The organism is Streptomyces sp. NPDC026522 (genome assembly GCF_055567555.1).
In genome coordinates this window covers 59,973-79,496 of the sequence record NZ_JBVHQF010000015.1, presented here as the reverse complement: position 1 = coordinate 79,496, position 19,524 = coordinate 59,973, and the positions used below count along the sequence as shown (strand labels likewise).

At 69.2% G+C, this 19,524-nt stretch carries 19 protein-coding genes and 4 pseudogenes; 14 read left to right on the top strand and 9 right to left on the bottom strand.

Translation table 11 applies throughout. The annotated features are described in order from the left end of the window. Window positions 1–49: 49 nt before the first annotated feature. Complete coding sequence (locus ACZ4M3_RS31635) at window positions 50–2,206, top strand: chromosome segregation protein ParM (RefSeq protein WP_467738460.1); 2,157 nt, start codon at window positions 50–52, stop codon at window positions 2,204–2,206. A gap of 79 nt (window positions 2,207–2,285) precedes the next feature. Next, entirely contained in the window at window positions 2,286–2,474 is a 189-nt protein-coding gene (locus ACZ4M3_RS31630) for a hypothetical protein (protein ID WP_467738459.1), read from the top strand. Between the two features lies 1 nt (window position 2,475). Here ACZ4M3_RS31630 and ACZ4M3_RS31625 read toward each other — a convergent pair whose 3' ends face one another. Further along, entirely contained in the window at window positions 2,476–2,637 is a 162-nt protein-coding gene (locus tag ACZ4M3_RS31625) for a hypothetical protein (protein WP_387291237.1), read from the bottom strand. Window positions 2,638–2,862: 225 nt separating this feature from the next. On the opposite strand from ACZ4M3_RS31625, the gene ACZ4M3_RS31620 reads away from it, so the two are divergent. Then, on the top strand, window positions 2,863–3,360 hold the full coding sequence (locus ACZ4M3_RS31620; RefSeq protein ID WP_467738456.1) for a hypothetical protein: 498 nt from the start codon (window positions 2,863–2,865) through the stop codon (window positions 3,358–3,360). Window positions 3,361–3,443: 83 nt separating this feature from the next. Here the strand turns inward: ACZ4M3_RS31620 and ACZ4M3_RS31615 are convergent, their stop codons facing one another. Next, the gene (locus ACZ4M3_RS31615; protein WP_392900839.1) at window positions 3,444–3,638 is read right to left on the bottom strand and encodes a hypothetical protein; all 195 of its coding nucleotides are present in this window, start codon (window positions 3,636–3,638) and stop codon (window positions 3,444–3,446) included. A gap of 112 nt (window positions 3,639–3,750) precedes the next feature. On the opposite strand from ACZ4M3_RS31615, the gene ACZ4M3_RS31610 reads away from it, so the two are divergent. The 3 genes from ACZ4M3_RS31610 to ACZ4M3_RS31600 all read left to right on the top strand — a co-directional run bounded on the left by ACZ4M3_RS31610 (window position 3,751) and on the right by ACZ4M3_RS31600 (window position 6,064). Beyond that, window positions 3,751–4,599, top strand: coding sequence for a hypothetical protein (locus ACZ4M3_RS31610; RefSeq protein WP_467738454.1), 849 nt, complete (start codon window positions 3,751–3,753; stop codon window positions 4,597–4,599). A 148-nt stretch (window positions 4,600–4,747) separates the two neighbouring features. Beyond that, a complete protein-coding gene (locus tag ACZ4M3_RS31605) occupies window positions 4,748–5,749 on the top strand; it encodes a hypothetical protein (RefSeq protein WP_467738452.1) in 1,002 nt (333 codons plus the stop codon). A 54-nt stretch (window positions 5,750–5,803) separates the two neighbouring features. Beyond that, entirely contained in the window at window positions 5,804–6,064 is a 261-nt protein-coding gene (locus tag ACZ4M3_RS31600) for a hypothetical protein (RefSeq protein ID WP_467738618.1), read from the top strand. 407 nt (window positions 6,065–6,471) lie between these two features. Here the strand turns inward: ACZ4M3_RS31600 and ACZ4M3_RS31595 are convergent, their stop codons facing one another. From ACZ4M3_RS31595 to ACZ4M3_RS31585, 3 genes are all read right to left on the bottom strand, one after another. Beyond that, a complete protein-coding gene (locus tag ACZ4M3_RS31595) occupies window positions 6,472–7,041 on the bottom strand; it encodes a GNAT family N-acetyltransferase (RefSeq protein ID WP_467738450.1) in 570 nt (189 codons plus the stop codon). A gap of 74 nt (window positions 7,042–7,115) precedes the next feature. Continuing rightward, window positions 7,116–8,054, bottom strand: coding sequence for a MerR family transcriptional regulator (locus tag ACZ4M3_RS31590; RefSeq protein ID WP_467738448.1), 939 nt, complete (start codon window positions 8,052–8,054; stop codon window positions 7,116–7,118). Window positions 8,055–8,058: 4 nt separating this feature from the next. After that, window positions 8,059–8,553 (bottom strand): hypothetical protein, encoded by a 495-nt coding sequence (locus ACZ4M3_RS31585; RefSeq protein WP_467738446.1) that lies wholly within the window; start codon window positions 8,551–8,553, stop codon window positions 8,059–8,061. Between ACZ4M3_RS31585 and ACZ4M3_RS31580 the strand changes: the two genes are divergently transcribed. From ACZ4M3_RS31580 to ACZ4M3_RS31550, 7 genes and pseudogenes are all read left to right on the top strand, one after another. Next, window positions 8,547–8,678, top strand: a complete 132-nt coding sequence (locus tag ACZ4M3_RS31580; RefSeq protein ID WP_467738444.1) for a hypothetical protein — start codon at window positions 8,547–8,549, stop codon at window positions 8,676–8,678. The genes ACZ4M3_RS31585 and ACZ4M3_RS31580 overlap by 7 nt on opposite strands. Before the next feature lie 92 nt (window positions 8,679–8,770). Next, window positions 8,771–9,010 (top strand): annotated as a pseudogene (locus tag ACZ4M3_RS31575) (GGDEF domain-containing protein); the annotation flags it as partial. 61 nt (window positions 9,011–9,071) lie between these two features. Then, entirely contained in the window at window positions 9,072–9,449 is a 378-nt protein-coding gene (locus ACZ4M3_RS31570; RefSeq protein ID WP_467738442.1) for a diguanylate cyclase domain-containing protein, read from the top strand. After that, a pseudogene (locus tag ACZ4M3_RS31565) lies at window positions 9,446–9,863 on the top strand (ASCH domain-containing protein). The gene ACZ4M3_RS31570 and the pseudogene ACZ4M3_RS31565 overlap by 4 nt, the downstream one beginning before the upstream one ends. Window positions 9,864–10,176: 313 nt before the next feature. Beyond that, window positions 10,177–10,932: a hypothetical protein gene (locus tag ACZ4M3_RS31560; RefSeq protein ID WP_467738440.1), complete on the top strand. Its 756-nt coding sequence runs from the start codon at window positions 10,177–10,179 to the stop codon at window positions 10,930–10,932. Beyond that, window positions 10,932–11,324, top strand: a complete 393-nt coding sequence (locus tag ACZ4M3_RS31555; protein ID WP_467738438.1) for a hypothetical protein — start codon at window positions 10,932–10,934, stop codon at window positions 11,322–11,324. The genes ACZ4M3_RS31560 and ACZ4M3_RS31555 overlap by 1 nt, the downstream gene beginning before the upstream one ends. After that, window positions 11,321–12,004, top strand: coding sequence for a tyrosine-type recombinase/integrase (locus tag ACZ4M3_RS31550; RefSeq protein ID WP_467738436.1), 684 nt, complete (start codon window positions 11,321–11,323; stop codon window positions 12,002–12,004). The genes ACZ4M3_RS31555 and ACZ4M3_RS31550 overlap by 4 nt, the downstream gene beginning before the upstream one ends. A gap of 64 nt (window positions 12,005–12,068) precedes the next feature. Here the strand turns inward: ACZ4M3_RS31550 and ACZ4M3_RS31545 are convergent. The 3 genes and pseudogenes from ACZ4M3_RS31545 to ACZ4M3_RS31535 form a co-directional block, all read right to left on the bottom strand. Further along, a pseudogene (locus ACZ4M3_RS31545) lies at window positions 12,069–12,562 on the bottom strand (DUF4265 domain-containing protein). 147 nt (window positions 12,563–12,709) lie between these two features. Continuing rightward, window positions 12,710–14,119: an IS701 family transposase gene (locus tag ACZ4M3_RS31540; RefSeq protein WP_467738434.1), complete on the bottom strand. Its 1,410-nt coding sequence runs from the start codon at window positions 14,117–14,119 to the stop codon at window positions 12,710–12,712. Window positions 14,120–14,810: 691 nt separating this feature from the next. Continuing rightward, window positions 14,811–15,641: a hypothetical protein gene (locus ACZ4M3_RS31535; protein ID WP_467738432.1), complete on the bottom strand. Its 831-nt coding sequence runs from the start codon at window positions 15,639–15,641 to the stop codon at window positions 14,811–14,813. 427 nt (window positions 15,642–16,068) lie between these two features. On the opposite strand from ACZ4M3_RS31535, the pseudogene ACZ4M3_RS31530 reads away from it, so the two are divergent. After that, window positions 16,069–16,645 (top strand): annotated as a pseudogene (locus ACZ4M3_RS31530) (IS701 family transposase); the annotation flags it as partial. Between the two features lie 44 nt (window positions 16,646–16,689). On the opposite strand, the gene ACZ4M3_RS31525 reads toward ACZ4M3_RS31530, so the two are convergent. Next, window positions 16,690–19,239: a UvrD-helicase domain-containing protein gene (locus ACZ4M3_RS31525; protein ID WP_467738430.1), complete on the bottom strand. Its 2,550-nt coding sequence runs from the start codon at window positions 19,237–19,239 to the stop codon at window positions 16,690–16,692. Window positions 19,240–19,524: the final 285 nt, after the last annotated feature.

The following is a 19,524-nucleotide window of genomic DNA, read 5'->3' as shown; positions in this document are numbered from 1 at the left end:
GCCCCGCGATCTGCTGGGCCGCCCGCGCTCGTTCCCGAAGGAGATTCCGGTGACCACGCCGCGCAGCGTCGCGCTCGAACGCCTCGCCTATACCCTTGCCGCGCCCGTGCTGGCCGTGGCCCCGAACGTCTACCCCGACAGCCCTGTCAACCAGGTCGTGCAGCTCGCCGGCGCCGCCGGGATCGGCGGCATCTTCCTCGCGGCCAAGAGCGGGGAGACCGGCGCCGGACGCAAGATCCTGCGCTGGTCCCCGCTGGTCCTGGCCGCCGCCATCGACATCGCCGCCAAGAACACAGGCGGCTGCGGCCCGTACTGGCTGGACGGGCTGCTCGCCGTCGGATGGGCGGCGGCCGGCTACCTGGTGATGCCGTTCTCCCGGCACACCCGCCGCCGCCACCGGCCCGCCCTCGCCGCCCCGGCCCCGCAGCTCCAGCCTGTCGAAGCTGCTCCCGAGCCGTCTCCGGCACGGCCCGACGACGGCGCCGACCTGCTCACCCGGGACGCGCGGCTGCTGTGGGAGCAGGCCGGGATGCCGGGCCGCACGCACATCGTCACGGCCACCCGGCACCCCGGCATGCGGCACGACATGACGATCCTGCTGCGCGCCTCGGAGACCGGACGGCCGATCACCGGTCTCACGGAGGCCGTAGTCGCCGCCCCGTTCGGCGTGCACTCCAGTGACGTCGTCCTGGCGGAGGTCGCCATCCAGCCCGGCCGCCAGGGCGGACCCGGCTGGATGGAGGCCCGCATCACCCCCGACGCCAACCAGCGCCGGCGCACCAAGCCCACCGACCAGGAGCGCTGGACGGACCGGGTTGGCGGACCCAAGGGCGGCGCACCCGGCTCCGAACTGGTCCACAAGACCCGCGACGACGAACGCGGGGTGACCTTCTACCGGGCGAAGATGGCCGCCGACTCCACCGAGACCCCGCGCATCGACCTGCCCAAGGTCTGCCGCGGCCTCGGCCTGCCCGAGGACGACTCCTGCGTCTTCGTCCTCATCGACGGCAGCGAGTTCCTCATCAGCGCGTTCGACGAGCCGCCGCTCAGCGCGATCTTCCCCGCCACCCGCGAGCTGCTCACCCCGGACGCCAAGGGCATGTACGTGTGCGGGTTCACCATCACCGGCCAGCCGGTGAAGACGATGGTGTACCAGCACGACAAGAACGCCCCGGCCCACGGCCTCACCCTGGGTGTGTCCCGCTCCGGCAAAACGCAGTTCTTCGCGATCCACATGGCCGCCCAGTCCCTGAACGGACAGGTGGTGTGGCTGGCCACCGTCCGCAAGGACGAGAAGACCACCGTGCTCGGCCGGTACATCGACCGGCAGGGCTCGAACGCGCTGTGGATGGCCCGTTCGCTGCGGGCGGCTCAGGCATTGTGCGAGATCAGGGCGGAGATGCCCTGGCCGCACGACGGCCAGCCGCATGACTACAAGCCGGGCGACCCGCGCTGCCCTTACCAGCAGCTGAACGTGTACGCGGACGAGTTCATGACCGCCGCCCAGGACGCGGACTTCGGCGAGTTCATCCAGAAAGACGGCGAGGACCTCACGGTCACCGGCCTGAAGTACGGCATCGGCTTCAACCCCGCTGGGCAGTCGCCGTTCGCGCACAACGGGTTCTCCACGGAGATGAAGGACAACCTGCGGCAGAACAGCCGCCCGGTCATCTTCAACATGGGTTCGCCCGGCGCCACCCGCAAGGCGGCCGAAGGCACCATGGAGAACGCCTTCGACGTGCCGACCATCCCGGCCCGCTACTCCCGCCAAGAGGGCTCCGCGATCGAGCGGGCCATGCGCGGCGAGGCCGACCCGGAGAACGGCGTCTCCACCGGCGGCGTCGCGGTCATCGTCCTCGACAACGGCCGCGCCGTCCTCATGCGGTCGCTGTACGCGGACTTCGACACCGACCTGTCCAACCTGTTCCCCGACGAGGTCAACCGCCTCACCGACCACGAGATCAGCGAGCTGGAGAAGCGCGGCCTGTGGTTCGACTGGAACCAGCCCGTGCGGCCCGGCGAGTTCTGGCCCGAGCCCGAGGAAGGCGAAGACGGCGAGGGCAAGTCCGGCCGACGCGGCGGCGGAGGCGGCGGCGGCAAGGGAAGCGGCGGGCGCGGCCCCAAGAACGGCGGCCGCAGTCAGGAGCCGCAGGTCACCTCTCCCCGCCAGGCGCTGGACGCCATCAAGAGCCTCACCGACGCCTGATCACACCCCATCCACGCCCGGGGCCGGCCTGCCCGAGCGCGGCCGGCCCCACCGATCCCCGCGAAGGAGCACCACCGCCGTGGCCCTGTCGATCTCCGCCGCCGCGCTGCTGGCCATCATCGTCGTCGTCCTGGTCAAGGGCGGCTACGTTCGCGTCGGCTCCGCGCTGACCTGCACGCTGTTCGGCTTCACCCTCGCCGCGACCGGCCTGGCCCCGGCCATCAACAACGGCCTCACCGGGCTCGCCGGGCTGCTCTCCAGCTTCTGACCTACGCCTCGGTCCACGGCGGGTCGGGCGTGTAGTTGAGCCCCTCGCAGAAGCGGCAGTCCCACTCCGACGGGATCTCCCACTTGTCGACCCACCAGCCGACCTGCTTGCCGACGAAGTAGTTGTCCCCGCCGCACCATCCGCAATCGAAGACGAACTCCACCCGATTCCCTCCACCGCGTCTGCCGGATCGAGGATGCCCGGGGCGCCGGTGCGGTGACTACCCACCCGTCAGCCTCAAATCACCTGCTGCACAACGCCGAAGGGCGCCGCCGGACACGACTCCGGCGACGCCCTTCGCCGTTGCGCGCGGCCACTCCCCCACGCGCCCTCCTGGCCATGACGGCCAGGAGGGCGCGCCCCTTTCCCGCGTGATCGGAGAACCCCGATGGACCCCCTGCACACCACCCAGTCCGGCATGCCCGAGTCCGAGGCCGCGGCCGAAGCCCGCCGCCTGCTCGACGAGTGGGCGAGCAAGCCCGTACGCCACCACCCCACCTCCTACCGCGACGACACCGCACCGCTGGCCTTCGGCATAACCCCGCCCGTGCCGCAGCCCGACCACCGGATCGTCCCGGCCTGGGCGGCCGGGATCGCCGTCGCGAGCATCGGCGTCGGCGCCGGGGTCACCGGCATCGGCTGCGGCGCCTGGCTGGTCCTCCAGGGCCTGGCCTCCGTCAGCCTCGCCGGAGTCCTGATGGTCACCCTCCCGTTCGCCGGCCTCGCCATGGCCGCCACCGCTATCGGCGGCGCGATCAACCGCGCCCGCTCCGCCGTCACCAAGAACATCTACGAGGGCTCGGTCACCATGCGGACCGACATCACGAGCAACAGCACCACGCGCGGCATGTTCTTCGCCCGCGCCCGCAACGACATCCACCACTGACCCGGCACCCTGCGTCGTACTCGAACCCCGCCCCACGGGCCGGGAGTCGAGTACGGGGCAGGCCGCCCAGGCAGCCCCCGCGCTCAGTCGTCGTCCAGGTAGATCAGCAGGCGGCCGTACTCATCGACCTCCGCCTCGTAAATCACCCCATCGACGATCGCGTGGTCGACGACCACCTCGTAGTCGTCCTCGTCGTCGATCCACAGCACGCCGTCGTCGTCCGTGAACGCCGGATAGATCACCCCGTCGGCGATCACCGAATCGAACTCGACTGCCATCGCGCCCCCTTGCTGCTCCCTGGCCTCGCCCCAGCCTGTCGCACCACCAGGCCCCGGCAACAGAGCCATGCCCATCCCGTACGTCCGTCACCGCTTGAAGGAGAAGTCGACCGTGACTGACCACAACCACAACCACAACGACCGCGCTTCGAACATCCCCGGCCCGCGCCGCGAGCACCCGGCCGCTGACCACGTCCAGACCGCCGACCTCCCCGCGGCCGCGTCCCTGCCGCTCGACGAACTCGAGGACCAGCCGTCGCGCGCGGAGGCCCTGCGCACCTGGTGGGCCGACGCCTGGGACGAAGGCGGCGTCCTTCACGACCGCTGGGAGGACCTGCGACAGGCCCCCGAGCTCGGCTGGCACGGCATGGCGAACTGGCTGAAGGCGGCGCTCGGCCTCGCCGGGATCTGCCTCGTCATCCTGCTCCTGGACGGCGCCGCCGACGCCCTGGCCGCCATGCTGCACAGCCTGATGACCGCCGTGCCCCGCGTCCAGGTTGGCACCGACACCTCCAGCGGCATCTTCGCCGTCATCGACCAGCCGGTCCGCTCGTACATCGCCGCGCACTCCGTCTCCCTGCCGATCACTGGCGCTACCGTCTACACCGTCTGGCAGATGGTCGGACTCTTCGGCCTGACTGGCGGCTTCGCACGCAGCAGCGGCGCCCGCATCACCTGGACCGCCTGGGGCGCGGCCAGCATCGCCATGGTCCACAGCGCAGCCCCCGCCGACGGCCGCACCATCGCCACCGGCCTCGCCGTCCTCGCCTGGACCGCCGCCTCCGCCTTCGCCCTGCGCGGCTGGAGCCTGCGCCCGATCGTCAACAACTTCCCTGCGCCCGCTCAGCCCGCCCCGGCCTTCCAGCCTCAGATCGAGATCCGGCCCGAGATCCACATCCCCGCCCCGGCCACCGCGCCCGACGACGACGCTCCCGACAACGTCCGCCCCTTCCAGCGCTGACCCCCGGTCGCTCCGCCTGGTCCTCGCCCTGCCCCGCAGCAGCGGGGCAGGGCGAGGACCAGGCAGGCCGACCGGCCTGTTCCTCCACCCACGCCCGCCACCCCACCCGGGTCGGGCGTCCGTTTCTGCACACCCAAGGGAGGCACTCATGCCCGTCACCATCAACGCCCACCAGATCGGCCGCCTGCTCGACCGCACGGCCGGCCACACTGGCGACGAGTACACACCGGCCTTGCACGGCATCCGCCTGGAAGCCGACGCAACCTACCTTTACGCGGTCACCTCCGACCGCTACACCATCGCCGCGGCCCGCTACCGCCACCACGGCCTGGACGGCGAGCCCTTCGCCTGCACAATCCCGGCCGCCGCCGTGAGCTCCCTGCGCGAGTGGATCAGCGCCCAGCCCGGCAGCGAACCGATTACCGTGACCGCGACCGAGGACCGGCTCCAGGTCACCGCCCCGCACAGCGACCTCGGCATCGCCATCAGCCCGAACGCGTTCTTCAACTGGCGCAGCTTCCTGAAGACGGTCCTCGACCAGCCCAGCCCCGCCCATGACGTCCCTCCCGCAGTCGACATGCGCTTCCTGAGCCGCTTCGCCGCGGCCGACGACGTTGTCCGGGTGCGGGTCACCGGCGGCCAGCAGGCTGTCCTGATCGTCGGCGAGGACTTCCTCGGCGCCCTGATGCCCGCCCGCGCCCGCCGCACGGGCATCGCCACCGACGACCTCGCCAGCCTCGACCAGGTCCACACCGCCTGGTCCCACACCCTCGCCGACACCGAGCGGGCCGTGCCGCAAGACATCCCCGCCTCGGTCCGGCCCCGCTACGAGGTGACCAAGGAGATCACCGAGACCGCCGGCAACCTCCTCAAGCAGACCCTGCGCAGCACCCATGACCTGTTCTCAACCGATCTGCCGCCTGAGGCTCTTGCCGCCCGCGCCAAGGCGGGTATTGGACCGCCTACCGCTACCTGGCCGCCCTGCACACCGCTGACCCCAAGCTCGCCGCCACGGTCGTCGCCGAGACCGCTGAACAGCTCGACAGCGGGGAAATCGGCGAGTTCGCCTGGGAAGCTGCCGAGCGCGCCGGCCACGACCCCGAGACGTGGTGGAAGGAATACGAGACATGGCTTGCCCTACGCGCCGTGAGCAGCAACCCGCCCGCCGGCCGGGCCTGACGCTGTGGGCGACCGAACCGCCGCACTGGTCGCAGGCGCGGTGACCCTCACGGCTGCTGCGGCCGCCACCGCCCTCAAGGCCGCCCACCTCACGCTGTACGCCGACCAGCATCGGATCGAGATCACCGCCCGCCCCCGACCGGATTGCCCGCGCTGCCACGGCGAGGGCGGTTGGTGGGTCGGTGGCGCCTTCCCCGAGATCGAGGCGTGCGGCTGCTGGGCTCGCCGGCGCGAGCTGCGCCTCCGGCTCCTGCCCGTCCCGGCCTGGAACGAGCCCCCGTTCTGAAACCCCACCGCGCCCGGCCGGAATCCGGCCGGGCGCGAGGCACCACAGGGCGCCCGCAGCATCGGCAAGAAGCCTGCCGCCCAACACACCCCACCGTCGAATCCGAGATGGGGAGCACACCCAGCATGACCGATCGCCTCCGCGCCATCGAGGGCGTCGCCCTAGTCGCCGCCCTGACCGCCGTCTTCGACTCCATCCACCCCCTCGGGGACCAGTGGTTTAACGCGGCAAAGGCCGTGTCCAACTTCCCTAATGTCTCGGTCACGGGCCGTCCCAGATGTCGCCCTCCTCGTCGGCAGTCCCGACTGTCTCGGTTGTCCGACGTCAACGTCTCGGCCTGGAGTGCGTCCCCGGGAGTGACGTGGGGGCACCGTGATCAGCAGTGCGAGGGTCGGTATCCGACTGGGTCAGAGGTCGCGCGCCCGTACGTGCAGGTGACCGGCAAGGGGGTAGGTGGGCGGTGCTGAGGGCAGGACCGTGGTTAGTGCGTACCGACTCTTCTGCGCGACGCGGCATGATGCTGTGTTGTCCACTTGATGCAGGAGTTCAAGGCGCGTTAGCCCGTTGCCGGGGAAGGCGGTAAAAGCCCACTCCGTCAGTGCTTGTAGTGCTCGGGGTGCCACTCCCCGGCCGCGCGCATGCGCTGCGGTCCAGTAGCCGACCTCGGCGGACGAAGTATCCGGTAGGACGTTTTTGAGGACTATGTGCCCCGTCAACGTGCCGTCGGTGCCTGCAGTTTGGGATTCGACGACGGCGAATCCGAAGCGGTCTCCCCTATCCCATCCCCGTTGTTGTTCGTGAATCCAATGAGCCGCGCTCGCCTCGTCGTTCATAGTTGAGCTCGTCCACCGGCGCAGGGCGTCATCCCGATACAGTTCAACCAGGTCGGCAGCGTCCGCCGGGCGCCAGGGACGCAGTAGGAGAGCAGGGGCCGACGGTGTGGCGTCTGCTTCGAGCAGTGCAACGATCTTCTCCATTTGCCGAGAATATGTGGCCGCAGCAGCTTTCTGCGCCGCGTGTAGCTGTGGGGCAGAGCTGGGTGGTTGTTGCGTCATTGGGCTGCCCGTATCCGCAGAGCTGCGACGGCCCAGTCGATCACCGGGGTGAGGCGCTCCGGTGTCGGCCAGTCGTTGATCAGCGCGAGCAGCCGGAGGTACTGGTCCCTGCGCGGATCGCTCGCGGCTTTCAGGCGCTGTAGCAGCCACCGGTGCAGCTCGGCGTCATCGGAGCGGCCGTGGGCGAGCGCGCAGTGGGCGGTGAGCGCCGCGACGACAGGATCGGCCTTGGGCGATTCGGGGCTGATACCGCGCGCCACGGCTGGCCCAACGAGATCTCGAACAACGGCGATCATGTCTGGGCGAGGTGGCGTGGGGGCGACGTCGGGCAGGGCGGCCGCGTGGTCTTCGGCCAGGCGCCGCACACTGGCGCGGAAATCCGGGTCCAGAGACAGTTCAGCCAGCTCCACCCATGCTCTGATCTGTTCGTCTGTGGGGCTGTCGGGGAGCTCGGGCGTCATGGAACGCCGAGCTGCGGCGTAGTAAGAGCTGCGGTGGAGGCCTTCGAAGACGCTATTGAGGAAGTCGTCGATCAGGCGTCGGCGTTCGGCTTCGGAGAGCGTGGCCAGCTGGTGAATGAGTTCCATCTCCTCGGGGGTGGGTTCGCGTTTGGCGGCGGCTGTCAGAACCACCCGTCGTAGTCGCAGGATGCTGATCTGCGCGTCAAGTGCGGCAGCGTGTTTGGCGGCGACTTCGCTGAGTGTGAGTTCCTGGTCCACGACCTGCCGGATCATGGCGAGGCCGAGTCCCAGTTCTCGCAGTGTTCGCACGAGGGCAAGGCGAGCGACGGTGTCCTGGGCGTAGAGCCGGTAGCCGGCGTAGGTGCGGCCGGCAGGCTCGACGATGCCCCGATCGGAGTAGAACCGGATGGTCTTGACCGTTAGCCCGGTGCGCTGAGCCAGTTCGCCGATCGAGTAGAGGGTGCCGCCGTCCATGAGCTCACCTTTCTGTCTCCCCCTGCAGGAGACTCAAGTCTGCGCTCCCTGTCTCCGCCCCTGCCGCCGTTCCGAGACGGGCGCCGGGGACGTTCGGGCTGAACGTCTCCAGCTCGCGGCGGAGTCGCTGTAGCTCGTCGTCCTTGGCGGCCGGGACGTCCATAAGGAGCCGGTGACGCTCGGCGAGTTGACTGAACTCCCCATGCGTGCGGGTGAGTTTGCTGGTCAGTCGCTGATTGAGATCACGTAACCGGGCCATGCGGGCTTCGCGCGGATCGGGCTGCTGGCCCGCCGCCCAGGCGGCTGCCCGCCGCTTCTCGAACTCGTCCTTGAGGTGGCCCCACGTCCGATAGAGGGACGCACGGGAGACGCCAGCCTCGCGGGCGAGCGTCTTGACGTCGCAGGCGCCGCCGGGCGGGATCCGCCCGGCCAGCAACCGGTCGATGGCCGCGCGGAAGCGCCGCTCGATCTGGTCGCGCTGCTGGTGGCTCAGTGCCATGTCATCCGGCCTCGGCGCGCGGCTACCGGCCCGGCTGGGAGCTCGACTGGAAGGCGGCGACCGCCGGCCGCTGGAACGACCCGTACAGCTGGACCCGCGCCGACGATGGCGACTTCGAGCTGTAGATCCGCCCCGGGACAGGCGCTCAAGGCGTCCAAACCAGTTCGCCTGTCCCGGGCCTTCCCATCCCGTACGAGACGAGAGGGAGATCCCCAGTATGGATTCCGTCCTGCGCATACAGGCCCGGTTCGGGCAGCGCGCACTGCTCCTGACGACTGCGGCCGTGCCGTTGACCGGCTGGGCCGTGCACGCCATCGCGCTGCACAAGAAGATCGCCGCGCGCCGCCGCGACCCGCTGACCGGCCTGCTGCGCCGCGACGCCTACACCCCCCGCGCCCGGCAGGTCCTGCGCCGCCACCGCGACAGCGCCGTGGTGGTCCTGGTCGACGCCGACGACTTCAAGGCCGTGAACGACACGCTGGGTCACGCGGCCGGCGACACCGTCCTCGCCGCCTACGGTGCCCCGGCTCACCGTCTGGGCGGGCACACGCGCCGCGCTCGGCAGGCTCGGCGGCGACGAGTTCGCCGTCGTCCTGGACCTGCCCGCCGACCGCCGCGAGGAGCGCCTCGCGCAGCTGATCCGCATACTGCGCACCCCGGTCGTCCTGGACGACGGCCAGGTGGTGAACGTCGCCGCCTCGGTCGGCGCCGCGAGTCCGGACGCGATCGGCTCCAGCGACCTGTCCGCGTTGCAACGGGCCGCCGACGCCGCCCTGTACAACGGCAAGTACTCCGGCCGCGCTGTTCTCGCCACCGTCGCGCCCACCACGGTGCCGTCCCTCAACGGCCGCCGCGCAGGGCGCTCTGGCACCGCGACCTGGGGGCGGGCCGCATGAGCCAGCCCACCGTGCCGAAGGACGACTGGGTCCGCTGCATCAGCATCAGGCAGCCCGCCCTGGGCCGCCTGCATCCTCACCGGTGGCAAGACCGTGGAGAACAGGCCCCGACCGTCCTGGCAGCCGGGCTGGGTACTGCTGCACGCGGCCAAGCAGATCGCCCGGGCCGCCCTGCGTCAGCCGCTGGTCGCCCGCACGATCCGCGGCCGCGACCTGGTGAGCGGCGCCGTGATCGGCGTCGCCCGCATCACCGGCTCCCACGAAGACCCCGACGGAGCCGCGTCCTGTTCCCGGTGGGCGCAGCCCGGCATCTGGCACCTGGTCTTCGACGACGTCCAGGAGCTCGCGCTGCCCATCCCGATCGAGCGGGGGCAGCTCGGCCCGTGGCGGCCGCCGCCGGACCTGGTCACGTAGGTGCTCCAGCAGTGGCGCCACCCGCGGCAGTGAACCGCAAACGAGGTAGCCGCTGTTCGATCCGGGCCCGGTCCCGGCTCCCGGAGCTCTCCTCGAATGGCGCGACAGCCAGCACTTCGACCGCTGGCAGGACCGCCCCTGCGTGCTGTGTGACAAGCCCACGCCGATGCGCTCCCACGCCAAGGAGCCCGTGCACACATGCGCAGAACTGGACCGCCGCGAACCCGGTTGAGGCACCCTTGGCCGCTTCGCCTCCGAAACCCAGCCCAAGAGCAGCCAGCCACCCACGCCTGACCCCTCCCACCGGGGCCCCATGAGCAGCACCGACCGTCACGCCGACCACGCTCTCGCCTACCCCGAGCCGCCCGCCTCCCCGCTCTGGCACTGCAACGGCGCCGTGCAGGCCCGGCCCCTCACCGACGCGGAGAAGAAGCGCAACCGCGAGCTGCTGATGCTCGCGCAGTCCCCCCCCAGAGACCCTGGCGGAGGCCAGCTGATGGACACCAAATACTGCGCCGTCGACGGCTGGGTCGACGCGATACCCGCCCCCGTACCGGACGGCACCGCCACCTTCAACCTGGTCGTCCGACCCGCCGACTTCGACACCGCCGACGAGGACGCCCCCGACACGGTCGTCACCTGCACCAGCGGCGACCCCCGGATCATTCACGAGCTGCTGAACGGCATACAGCCCGGCGACCTCCTGCGCGCGACTGGCACCCTGGTCCAGCCGTCCGCGCCCGGCGGGCCCGCCCGGCTCACCGTCGACGCCCTCGAGGTCCTGGGCACCGCACTGGTCCCGGTCCTGCGTCATCTTCGACACCGACCGCGACCAGGTCCCCGTCTTCACCGCACACGGCACATGGGTCGGCCTGGCGAACAACCCCAACGCCATCACCACACTCATCGACATCCACGAGCGAGTGAACGGCGGCGACGCCTGATGGCCACCACCACCGCGCAGGCCCGCACCGTCCTGGAGCGGGACCCCTCCGCCCCCACGGCTCCTGGGCCGCCGACGAATACGCCGCCGACCAGTATGCCCAAGGCCGGGACGTACGCGTCGTAATGGACCTCGCCGCCGACCAGTTCCTCGTGGTCACCGAGACCCCACCCAGTAGCACCACCCTGGATCTCCGCGCCCTGCCCTTCCCGGCAGAGCGCGGAGCTCCGCACGTCACGCCCTCTTCCACCGCCGAGCAGGAGACTCCCTTGCGCCCGATCCGTCTAACCTCGTTCGGCTACCTGCACTTGTCCACCGGCCCGGACGGCTCCCCCGTCCCGCCCGCCGCCGATCGAATCGAAGACGTCCGCGACCGGCTCCGCGACCCGGCCGCCGCCCGCGACATCCTCGACCTCGGCGGCCTCAACCCCCGCGTCCAGGACGTCGTCCTCAACCCGTGGCGCCCGCGAGCTGCTCGCCGACTACGCCGACCTCCCCGCCGGCCCCACAGGTCATGAGCGAGGCCGGCATCAAGCGTGCGCTCGACCGGACCCTGGAAGCCACAGGCCCGCGTGACCAGGCGGGGGAACCGCTGCGCTACACGCCTCACGACTTCCGAAGGATGTTCGCGACCGAGGCCGTGACCGGGGTCCTGCCCGTCCATATCGGCGCCCGAATCCTCGGTCACAAGACACTGACCACTACCCAGGCCTACCTCGCCCTCTTCCAGGACGACCTGGCGCGGACCTACCGAGGCTTCCTCGACCGGCGTCGAGCCGAGCGCCCCCAAGAGGAATACCGCGAACCGACCACTGAGGAGTGGCGCGACTTCCAGCAGCACTTCGAACTTCGAAAAGTGTCGCTCGGCACCTGCGGGCGCCCCTACGGAACCCCCTGCAAGCACGAGCACGCCTGCGTCCACTGCCCCGTCCTCCAGATGGATCCCAGCCAGAAGTCCCGTCTCATCGAGATCATCCAAAACCTCCGCGAACGCATCCGAGAGGCCCGAGCCAACGGCTGGCTCGGCGAGGTCGAGGGACTCCAGGTCAGCTTCGACGAAGCGATGGCCAAGCTCAACAGTCTCAAGAACACCCCCACCGGCGGACGCCCTCAACTGGTCGACCTCGGCATGCCCGTCTTCACCGACGCCGCGCCACTGCCGCGTCCGAAACCGCGAGAGCCCGAGCTGCGAAGCTGACCACCCTGCACCCCCGAAAGCACCCGCCGGCCCCGCCCCAGCGGGGCCGGTCTCGCCGACCGGACTACGCGTTGCGCCATGCATCGGTGACACAACCGACTTCGAAGTGCCACCACCCATCCTCCTGGCCGCGGAGGAGCAACGCCTTGATCCCACCAAGGTCTGCATCGGCCGGCACCGTCACGGCGACCAGCGGAAGCTCCTCGCTGAAGACCTCACCGCCCAGGCCGAACGGCGACAGCCGCTCGTGCGCAGCCCGAGCACTTCTCCCCAGTGGGCCGGAGGGAACGGGCAAGACCCGGACCGTGCAGTTACCTGATGACTCCACCCGTTCCTTCGCCCAGTGGAGTCCGTCGGCGTCTGTCACGAACCGCACGACCTCGCCCTCAGCCACCCCGTCTTGCAAGAAGGGGACGTTCTCCACCCTGGCGGTATCTCCGCTCAGGCGAGTGGCCCAGAGCCCTTCAGTGTCGTGGGGGAGCCAGCCTCGCGCGGCACAAACCGGTACCACACCTTGATCCGATTGCTCTCAGTAGTTCTGGGCTCGGATGGAGTCATAGAGGTCACGATCCAGATGATCCCGCACTCACCCCGCACACATCGAACGGAGGTCCGGGGCTGCCCTTAGTCCGGAAAAGGATGCCGGCCGTCGGCTGACCGCGCGCGGTGTACCTAGCGGTGGTTTGTTAAACCCGTAAGCAGAGGTCAAGGGGTCAGCCGCTGGCCAATGAGGTGCTGAGGGCTTGGAGTTCGGGTGGCGGGGGCGTTTTCGACCAGGCGTGCCAGCAGCGTTGCTGGGTGTGTCAGGGGTCGAGCCAGGCTCGGATCCCGCGGATGGCCGGGGGCCAGCTGGGTGGCTGGGGCCGGTGGGACACGGGTGTGCCCCCGCTCTGGGCCGTCGGCAGCCCCGGGCGGCTGGGCCTGGTCCTGCGATGGGGGCTCATCTGCGAACCACGCTTCCCAGCAGAAGGAGAACGCACAGTTCACGAGGGTCTGATGGCGGCGGATCGCGGTGTCGGAGCGGACCTGGAAATCGGCCCAGCCGAGTTCGTCCTTGATCTGTTTGTAGCTTTGCTCGATCCAGTGCCGCAGGCCGTAGAGGCGGACGAGTTCGGCCAGGCCGGCGGGCTGGTGGGGGCTGTCGGCGGTGCGGGGTGAGCCGGGCCGGGGCAGGTTGGTGGCCAGATACCAGGTGGCCTTGTCCGGCAGGGTGGCGGGGTCGGCTGTGGCCACGACCAGGCGGGCGAGACCGTCCGGGCCCCAGCCACCAAGGCGGGCGTCGGCGGCCCACCAGGTCTCGGTGTGCCCGTCGCGGAAGCTGCGGGTCACGGGTATCCAGCCGCCGGGGTTCTCATGATCTGTCCAGGTCAGGGCGCGTGCGGCATCGACGGACGTGTGGGCGCCGAGCCCGTAGGCACACGTCCCGCCGCGGGGTTTGAGGGCCATGACGAACGGCAGGCCGGCCTCGCGCAAGGTGTGCTGGAACTCGTCGTGGTCGCCGTAGCCGCAGTCCGCCACCACTGCCCGGAACGCAAACCCGGCCTGCTGGGCTTGGCCCGCAAGGTCGGTGGCGAGCTGGGGCCTGGTGCGGAACTCGGGGTCGTTGCGCTTCCTCGGGAAGTGGTGGGCTGGGGTGTAGGGGGTGGCGTGCAGGGGGTAGTAGAGGCGTTCGTCGGCCCAGAGTGTGGTCACCGTGACGATGCCGTTGTCTGTCTTCCCGAGTCGGCCCAGCCACTGTCGCCCGATGTGGGCGGTCGCCGTGCCGTCCTTGCGGTTCCCGGAGTCGTCGATGACCAGAACTCCCTGGCCATGCGGCGCTGTCGCCTCGTCAGCGGACAGGAGCTCAAGCCGGCGGGTGTTGACCTGCTCGAACTTCCAGGTGGACTCCGACAGGAAGAATTGCAGCCTCTGCACCGCCGGATGCTGGGCACCTGCCACGGGCTCCGCTCCGGCCAACGCGGTAAGCGTCTTGTTCCGGTCCCGCGGCAGCAGCAGACCCGTCAGGTACTCCCGAAACCCCCGCCGCTGGGCCAGCGACCGAAATAGATCATCGAAGGCGGCCGCGTACGCTTCCAGCGGACCGGGAGCAGGGGGACACGGCACACGTGCGGTCATAGCAGCACCCCTGAAACACTCTCACCTCACCGATACTGCTGACCTGACCCCATGTCAACAAACCACCCGCAGGCGGTCCCGTCGAGGGGCGAGCCAGACCCGCAGATATCTCAAGGGCAAGAAACGTCGACCGTGTTACTCCACGCGACTCCCGTCCAATCGTGTGGATCTCGTCGCCCGTCCGTAGCCGAAATATGCAACCCCAGTCCCGATATGCAGGGAATACTCTGCCGCATATGGAAATCGCCGTTAGCTTCAGAGCTTTTCGTAAAGGTCCGCTGCGCAAGGGCGTCGTCAACGACCCTGACCGTCACTGTGACGTTCGGGTTGAAATGAGTTCCGTCGATCTTAAACATGGCTGAGGTACCCGAACCATCGGTCCCCACCGTAATATGCGGCGGGGGTTGCGGCGGCTCATGCGTCCCCTCGGGGGGAGGGACTACGAAGTGCAGGCTGTCGAGCAGTCGAATGAAAGAACGCATGGAGATGGGCGCCGTCCGGTCAAGTCTGCGTGCCAACATGCGCACGTTTCCGTCTGGGCGGTACTGCGGCAGAACACCTCTGTCGTGCGCGCTGTGGATGGCAGTTCGAAGTCTGGGCATGATGATTGTGCCTTTCGCGACCAGGTTTGAGGGGCCGCATTATCCGCTCGCTCTGAACTCGCTGCGGCCCCAACTTCGGTTCTTCTAGATCACGCGAGGCCGACGAGGGTGAGCACTAGGCCGGTGCCCGCGTCCAGCGGGGTCAAGGCCTTGCCCAGCACTGCACCAAACGCTGCCTCACGGTCGTTTGCGACCATCGCATGTCCCTGAGTCGAGGACGTAGTAAGAAGGTCTCCGACGTGGATGGTCTGGAAGGAGGCATCCGCCATGCACCAGACCTTGCCTGTGATGGAGACAGCCGGTCGGGGGGCTGGGTCGTGTCCCGCGTGTTGGTGACGATCGAGAACCAGTGCCGGGGTGCGGTCACCTGCACCTGCGACAGCGCCCGCAACGCTGGTGTCGTAGGCGCGGCTGCACGGTGCCAGCGCACCATCGCAATCGAGGACGACGACTGCGCCAGGGCACACGTCGCTCGGGTCGGCCACTTGCTGGGAAATGTCGAACTCTTCGGCTACATCGCCACCTGTAAGGACCAAATCGCCGGTGACGATTACGTCTCCGTCAAATTGGCCAGCGGGATTGCCTTGGCCGTAGATCCCAGGCCCTTTATTGGTAAGGCTATACCCCGCCACCCCCGCGGCCCCCTGAGCTCGCGCGTGCCCCTTTACCCCGAAGGCTCCATCCTTACCGTCTCCCCAGATCGCCGCAGGACCATTCGTAGTTCCACTGGATTCTCCATAAACGCCGACCCAGGTCTTGCTGACTCCGGCAACTCCGGTACCGAGGGCTTGCCCCATCACTCCATGGCCGCCCGTCGTGCTTTGGCTCTCGCCAAACACGCCCACCCAAGTCTTGCTCTTACCCCAGACGGCCGTACCGTCATCAGAACTGACGACAGGGTCTTCGTTGAAATTCGGCATGGCAATCCTCTCCGTTCGACAGAAGAAGCGGGAATCCCCGCAATATCAATCCCAGCTCTTCCTTGCCGGTGGCGCCGCAAGTAGCCAGGAGATAAAGATTGGGAAGAGCGGGGTTGGCCATAGATGCAACCGCTGCTCTGTGTAGGGTCGAAGGTTCACACGCCTTCACTGAAACGCTGTGGTTTCCCCATCGATTGCGTGCGACGAGATGCTGTCTGCATCTTCGTTCGCAATCCTCTCTTTAGGATGCATCTACGGCTCGTGGCGAGCAACTCGGCACTGGGCAGTTAGCGGTGGTTTGTTGACATGGGGTCAGGTCAGCAGTATCGGTGAGGTGAGAGTGTTTCGGGGGTGCTGCTATGACCGCACGTGTGCCGTGTCCGCCTGCTCCTGGTCCACTTGAAGGGGACGCGGCCGCCTTCGACGCAAACCCCGCGGCGGGACGTGTGCCTACGGGCTCGGCGCCCACACGTCCGTCGATGCCGCACGCGTCCTGACCTGGACAGATCATGAGAACCCCGGCGGCTGGATACCCGTGACCCGCAGCTTCCGCGACGGGCACACCGAGACCTGGTGGGCCGCCGACGCCCGCCTTGGTGGCTGGGGCCCGGACGGTCTCGCCCGCCTGGTCGTGGCCACAGCCGACCCCGCCACCCTGCCGGACAAGGCCACCTGGTGTCTGGCCACCAACCTGCCCCGGCCCGGCTCACCCGTGAACTGTGCGTTCTCCTTCTGCTGGGAAGCGTGGTTCGCAGATGAGCCCCCATCGCAGGACCAGGCCCAGCCGCCCGGGGCTGCCGACGGCCCAGAGCGGGGGCACACCCGTGTCCCACCGGCCCCAGCCACCCAGCTGGCCCCGGGCCATCCGCGGGATCCGAGCCTGGCTCGACCCCTGACACACCCTGCGACGCTGCTGGCACGCCTGGTCGAAAACGCCCCCCGCCACCCGAACTCCAGGCACTCGGCTTGATCTTCTTCCCGGCCGTCAAGGGCCCAGCGGGTAACCGGCCAGGCGGGCCGGCATTCCTGAGACGGGACGGGCCGAGTCTCACCCGCTGTGGACGCGGTTCTGCCGTAGGTGGCTTCGAAGGGCAGCACGCAGCGCCGGCAGTTCCGTCTGAGCCCCCAGGGCGTGGAGGAATTCGCGCACGGTCCAGGTCAGGAGTGCACCCTGGCGGGACAGGTAGAACCCGACCCGGTCGATGCGGTAGCGGTCTTCGTAGTCGAGGAGGAGGTATCCGGCGAGCTGAAGGACCTGTGCCGCTCCGATCTGGTGCGGTCGGGTGGTGGCCTTGCAGTCGATGAGGAGGCCGCCGGTGATGAAGTCGGCGTCTGCGCCGCCGAGGTCGCTGCTGCCCGTGAACACCGGCCCGCACTCCCGCTGCGCCGCGGGCAGCGCACGTAGTGGGGCGAAGGGCTGGTCGGCAAGCTGCATCTGCTCGGCGATGTCCTCCAGCACGTACGCCGGTACCGCCGCGGTGAGGTCCTCAAGGGTGGTGGCGTCGTCGGCGTGGGCGAGCAGGTTGCGGCGCCGGGGGAAGGCACCGTTGCGGTAGACGCTCTCGAAGTAGCCCGCCACATGGCACAGACGTGTCAGGTCGTCCTCGCTGAGAGGACCGCTACCGTCCAGGTGTGCCCGCAGGCGCGTAAGGAGCCGGGTCCCGGCCGTGTACAGAGCAGAACGTACAGGGATCGCGGGGAGGCCTTCCACGGACGCCTGGCTGCCGATGAGGCGAATGCCCTGGGTGACGGCCGGCCCGAGGTCGCCGCCCAGGTCGAGGCGCAGACGGTAGTCGATGGTGCGCCCGAGCGCGGCCCAGTCGGGCCGTCGCTCATTCATCGGCTGCACCGGGTGGGGCAGGTGACGAATCCGCTGGAGGTACGTGCCGACCACCCGCCCTGGGCAGGGAAGACGGCGCCCCATGAACACCGACATCGGCGAGGGCGGGTAGGCCAGCTGCCCGGTCAGCGGCAATGCCGCGAGCGGAACCCCGTCGGGCGTGTGATCGGCGTTCGCCCGGTGCGGACGCCGCAGCTGTGCCTCTGCCCACTCCAGCCCGGTCGTGTCCAGCAGACGCCGGGCCCTGGTCACCGCGACGTACGCGAGTCGTGCCTCGGCGGCGTGCACCCCGCGGGCGGCGGCTTGCTCGTCCACGGGCGCGAAGCCGTTGCCGATCCGCACCTGGTTCCATTCCCGGCCCTTGGACTTGTGCACGGTGGACACCACGACCCGGGCCTGGTCCTCGTCCGCCATCCGGTTGACCGCGGAGATGATCTGCTCGGGACCGTAGCTGTCGACCAATTCCACGATCGCTTTCAGCTCCGCGGCTGCCGAATCCTGTTCGGCGTACTCCTGCACCTCGCCCCACGACGCGAAGAGGCACAGTTCATGGTGCGAAGTCCGCCTTCCGGCCTTCAGATCGACCGCGGCCTCGGCGATCTTCAGGAGGGGTTTCCCGCCGCCCGCAAGAGCCACGGGCACTGAGGCGTCCAGGAAGTGCAGTACCTCGGTGAGCGCGTCCGCGTTGCCGCGGCACAGCACCGCGTCCGGGACCTCCACCCGGCCCAGTCCGGACTCGGCGGCGGCGTGCCCGGTCAGCTGCATCGTCGAACCGGCGGCCTTCAGCCACCTGTTGGCCACTTCTGCGATCGCGGGTCCGAACCGGAAGGACTGCGTCAGCTCCAGGCGTCGCCCGGGGAAGGAGCTCATGATGTCCTTGGCGTGCCGCCACTCGTAGATTTGCTGGGCCGGATCGCCGACACACACCCGCTGAGCGTCCTGCGCGAGGAAGATCTCCTCCAGTACCGGGTTGGTGTCCTGAGCCTCGTCCAGGAGCACGAAGTCCGCAGGCAGCCGGGGCCTGGTCAGCGCCCACATCTTGAGGTAGTGATCGTGCTTGAACGGAAGTACTCCGTGCGGGGAGCAGATGTCGTCCCAGGCCCAACGGGCGCGACGCAGCAGAACCTGTGCCAAATACTGCACCCCGGCATCGTCCAGCCCGTTGACTCGTCCCAGATGGCGGGCAGCCACTTGCTCATCGGTGCTCCAGCAGAACCGCTGGACCATCTCCATCACCAGTCGGGCCTGGGTCGTCGCCCTGATTCGGCGCTTGCCGACCGCCAGGTCCCGATCGAAGCCCAATAACCGGGCCGTGTTCTTCAGCGGCATGTGTTGCGAGGCGTTCAGCCGGTCCTGGAAATGCCGGCCGACCGCACGGTGCGCCAAGGAATGGGATGTACTGCACCGTACGTTGGGCCCGAACCTGGCCTTCGCCTCCTCGGCGATGGGCTTGTTGAACGCCACGTACAAGCCCCGCCGACGGGTCGCCCCGCCCATCAGTACCAGTGTCGACGTCTTGCCCGTCCCCGCACCCGCAACCAACGCCAAGTCCGAACCGGCAGCGAACGCATCCCGCGCCGCACCCTGCTCGCCCGTCGCCCTCACACCCACACCGAACCCCTTTCCACCCCGCCCCAGCCCAGGATGCATGCCCACCGTGCGTCCGAACCCCCGCCCTCGGGATGCGGTTCTCCCGATCGCGGCCGGTGTGGCAGTCTCCGCGCGGACGTCGGCCGCCCGTCCTTCGCCGACCGCCACTGCCGCTACGCGGCACAGTCGATCACCCGGCGGAGAGTCAAGGGGACACACGCGCAGGCCCGAGGCCTGCCCCGTGGAGTATCCCGAACAACGCGGCCTGCCCTACCTCGAACTGTTCGACCAGTGGGGTGGACGACGTCCGCGCCCGCGGCAAGCAAGCGCAGCGTCCTCAACCTCGACGAAATCCCCCCAGTCGTCGTGGCACTGAAACGACACTCCGCCCTGGAACGCGGCCGAGTGAGACCCGCCGAGGTACCGGGCGGGAACCGGGGCCGGGCATCCGGT

Bases quoted from the DNA above. Each gene is read 5' to 3' on its own strand.
- ACZ4M3_RS31620 (WP_467738456.1), top strand. From the start codon at position 2,863: ATGGACCCCCTGCACACCACCCAGTCCGGCATGCCCGAGTCCGAGGCC.
- ACZ4M3_RS31615 (WP_392900839.1), bottom strand. From the start codon at position 3,638: ATGGCAGTCGAGTTCGATTCGGTGATCGCCGACGGGGTGATCTATCCG.
- ACZ4M3_RS31605 (WP_467738452.1), top strand. From the start codon at position 4,748: ATGCCCGTCACCATCAACGCCCACCAGATCGGCCGCCTGCTCGACCGC.
- ACZ4M3_RS31595 (WP_467738450.1), bottom strand. From the start codon at position 7,041: ATGGAGAAGATCGTTGCACTGCTCGAAGCAGACGCCACACCGTCGGCC.
- ACZ4M3_RS31590 (WP_467738448.1), bottom strand. From the start codon at position 8,054: ATGGACGGCGGCACCCTCTACTCGATCGGCGAACTGGCTCAGCGCACC.
- ACZ4M3_RS31585 (WP_467738446.1), bottom strand. From the start codon at position 8,553: ATGGCACTGAGCCACCAGCAGCGCGACCAGATCGAGCGGCGCTTCCGC.
- ACZ4M3_RS31560 (WP_467738440.1), top strand. From the start codon at position 10,177: ATGAGCAGCACCGACCGTCACGCCGACCACGCTCTCGCCTACCCCGAG.
- ACZ4M3_RS31555 (WP_467738438.1), top strand. From the start codon at position 10,932: ATGGACCTCGCCGCCGACCAGTTCCTCGTGGTCACCGAGACCCCACCC.
- ACZ4M3_RS31550 (WP_467738436.1), top strand. From the start codon at position 11,321: ATGAGCGAGGCCGGCATCAAGCGTGCGCTCGACCGGACCCTGGAAGCC.
- ACZ4M3_RS31540 (WP_467738434.1), bottom strand. From the start codon at position 14,119: ATGACCGCACGTGTGCCGTGTCCCCCTGCTCCCGGTCCGCTGGAAGCG.
- ACZ4M3_RS31535 (WP_467738432.1), bottom strand. From the start codon at position 15,641: ATGCCGAATTTCAACGAAGACCCTGTCGTCAGTTCTGATGACGGTACG.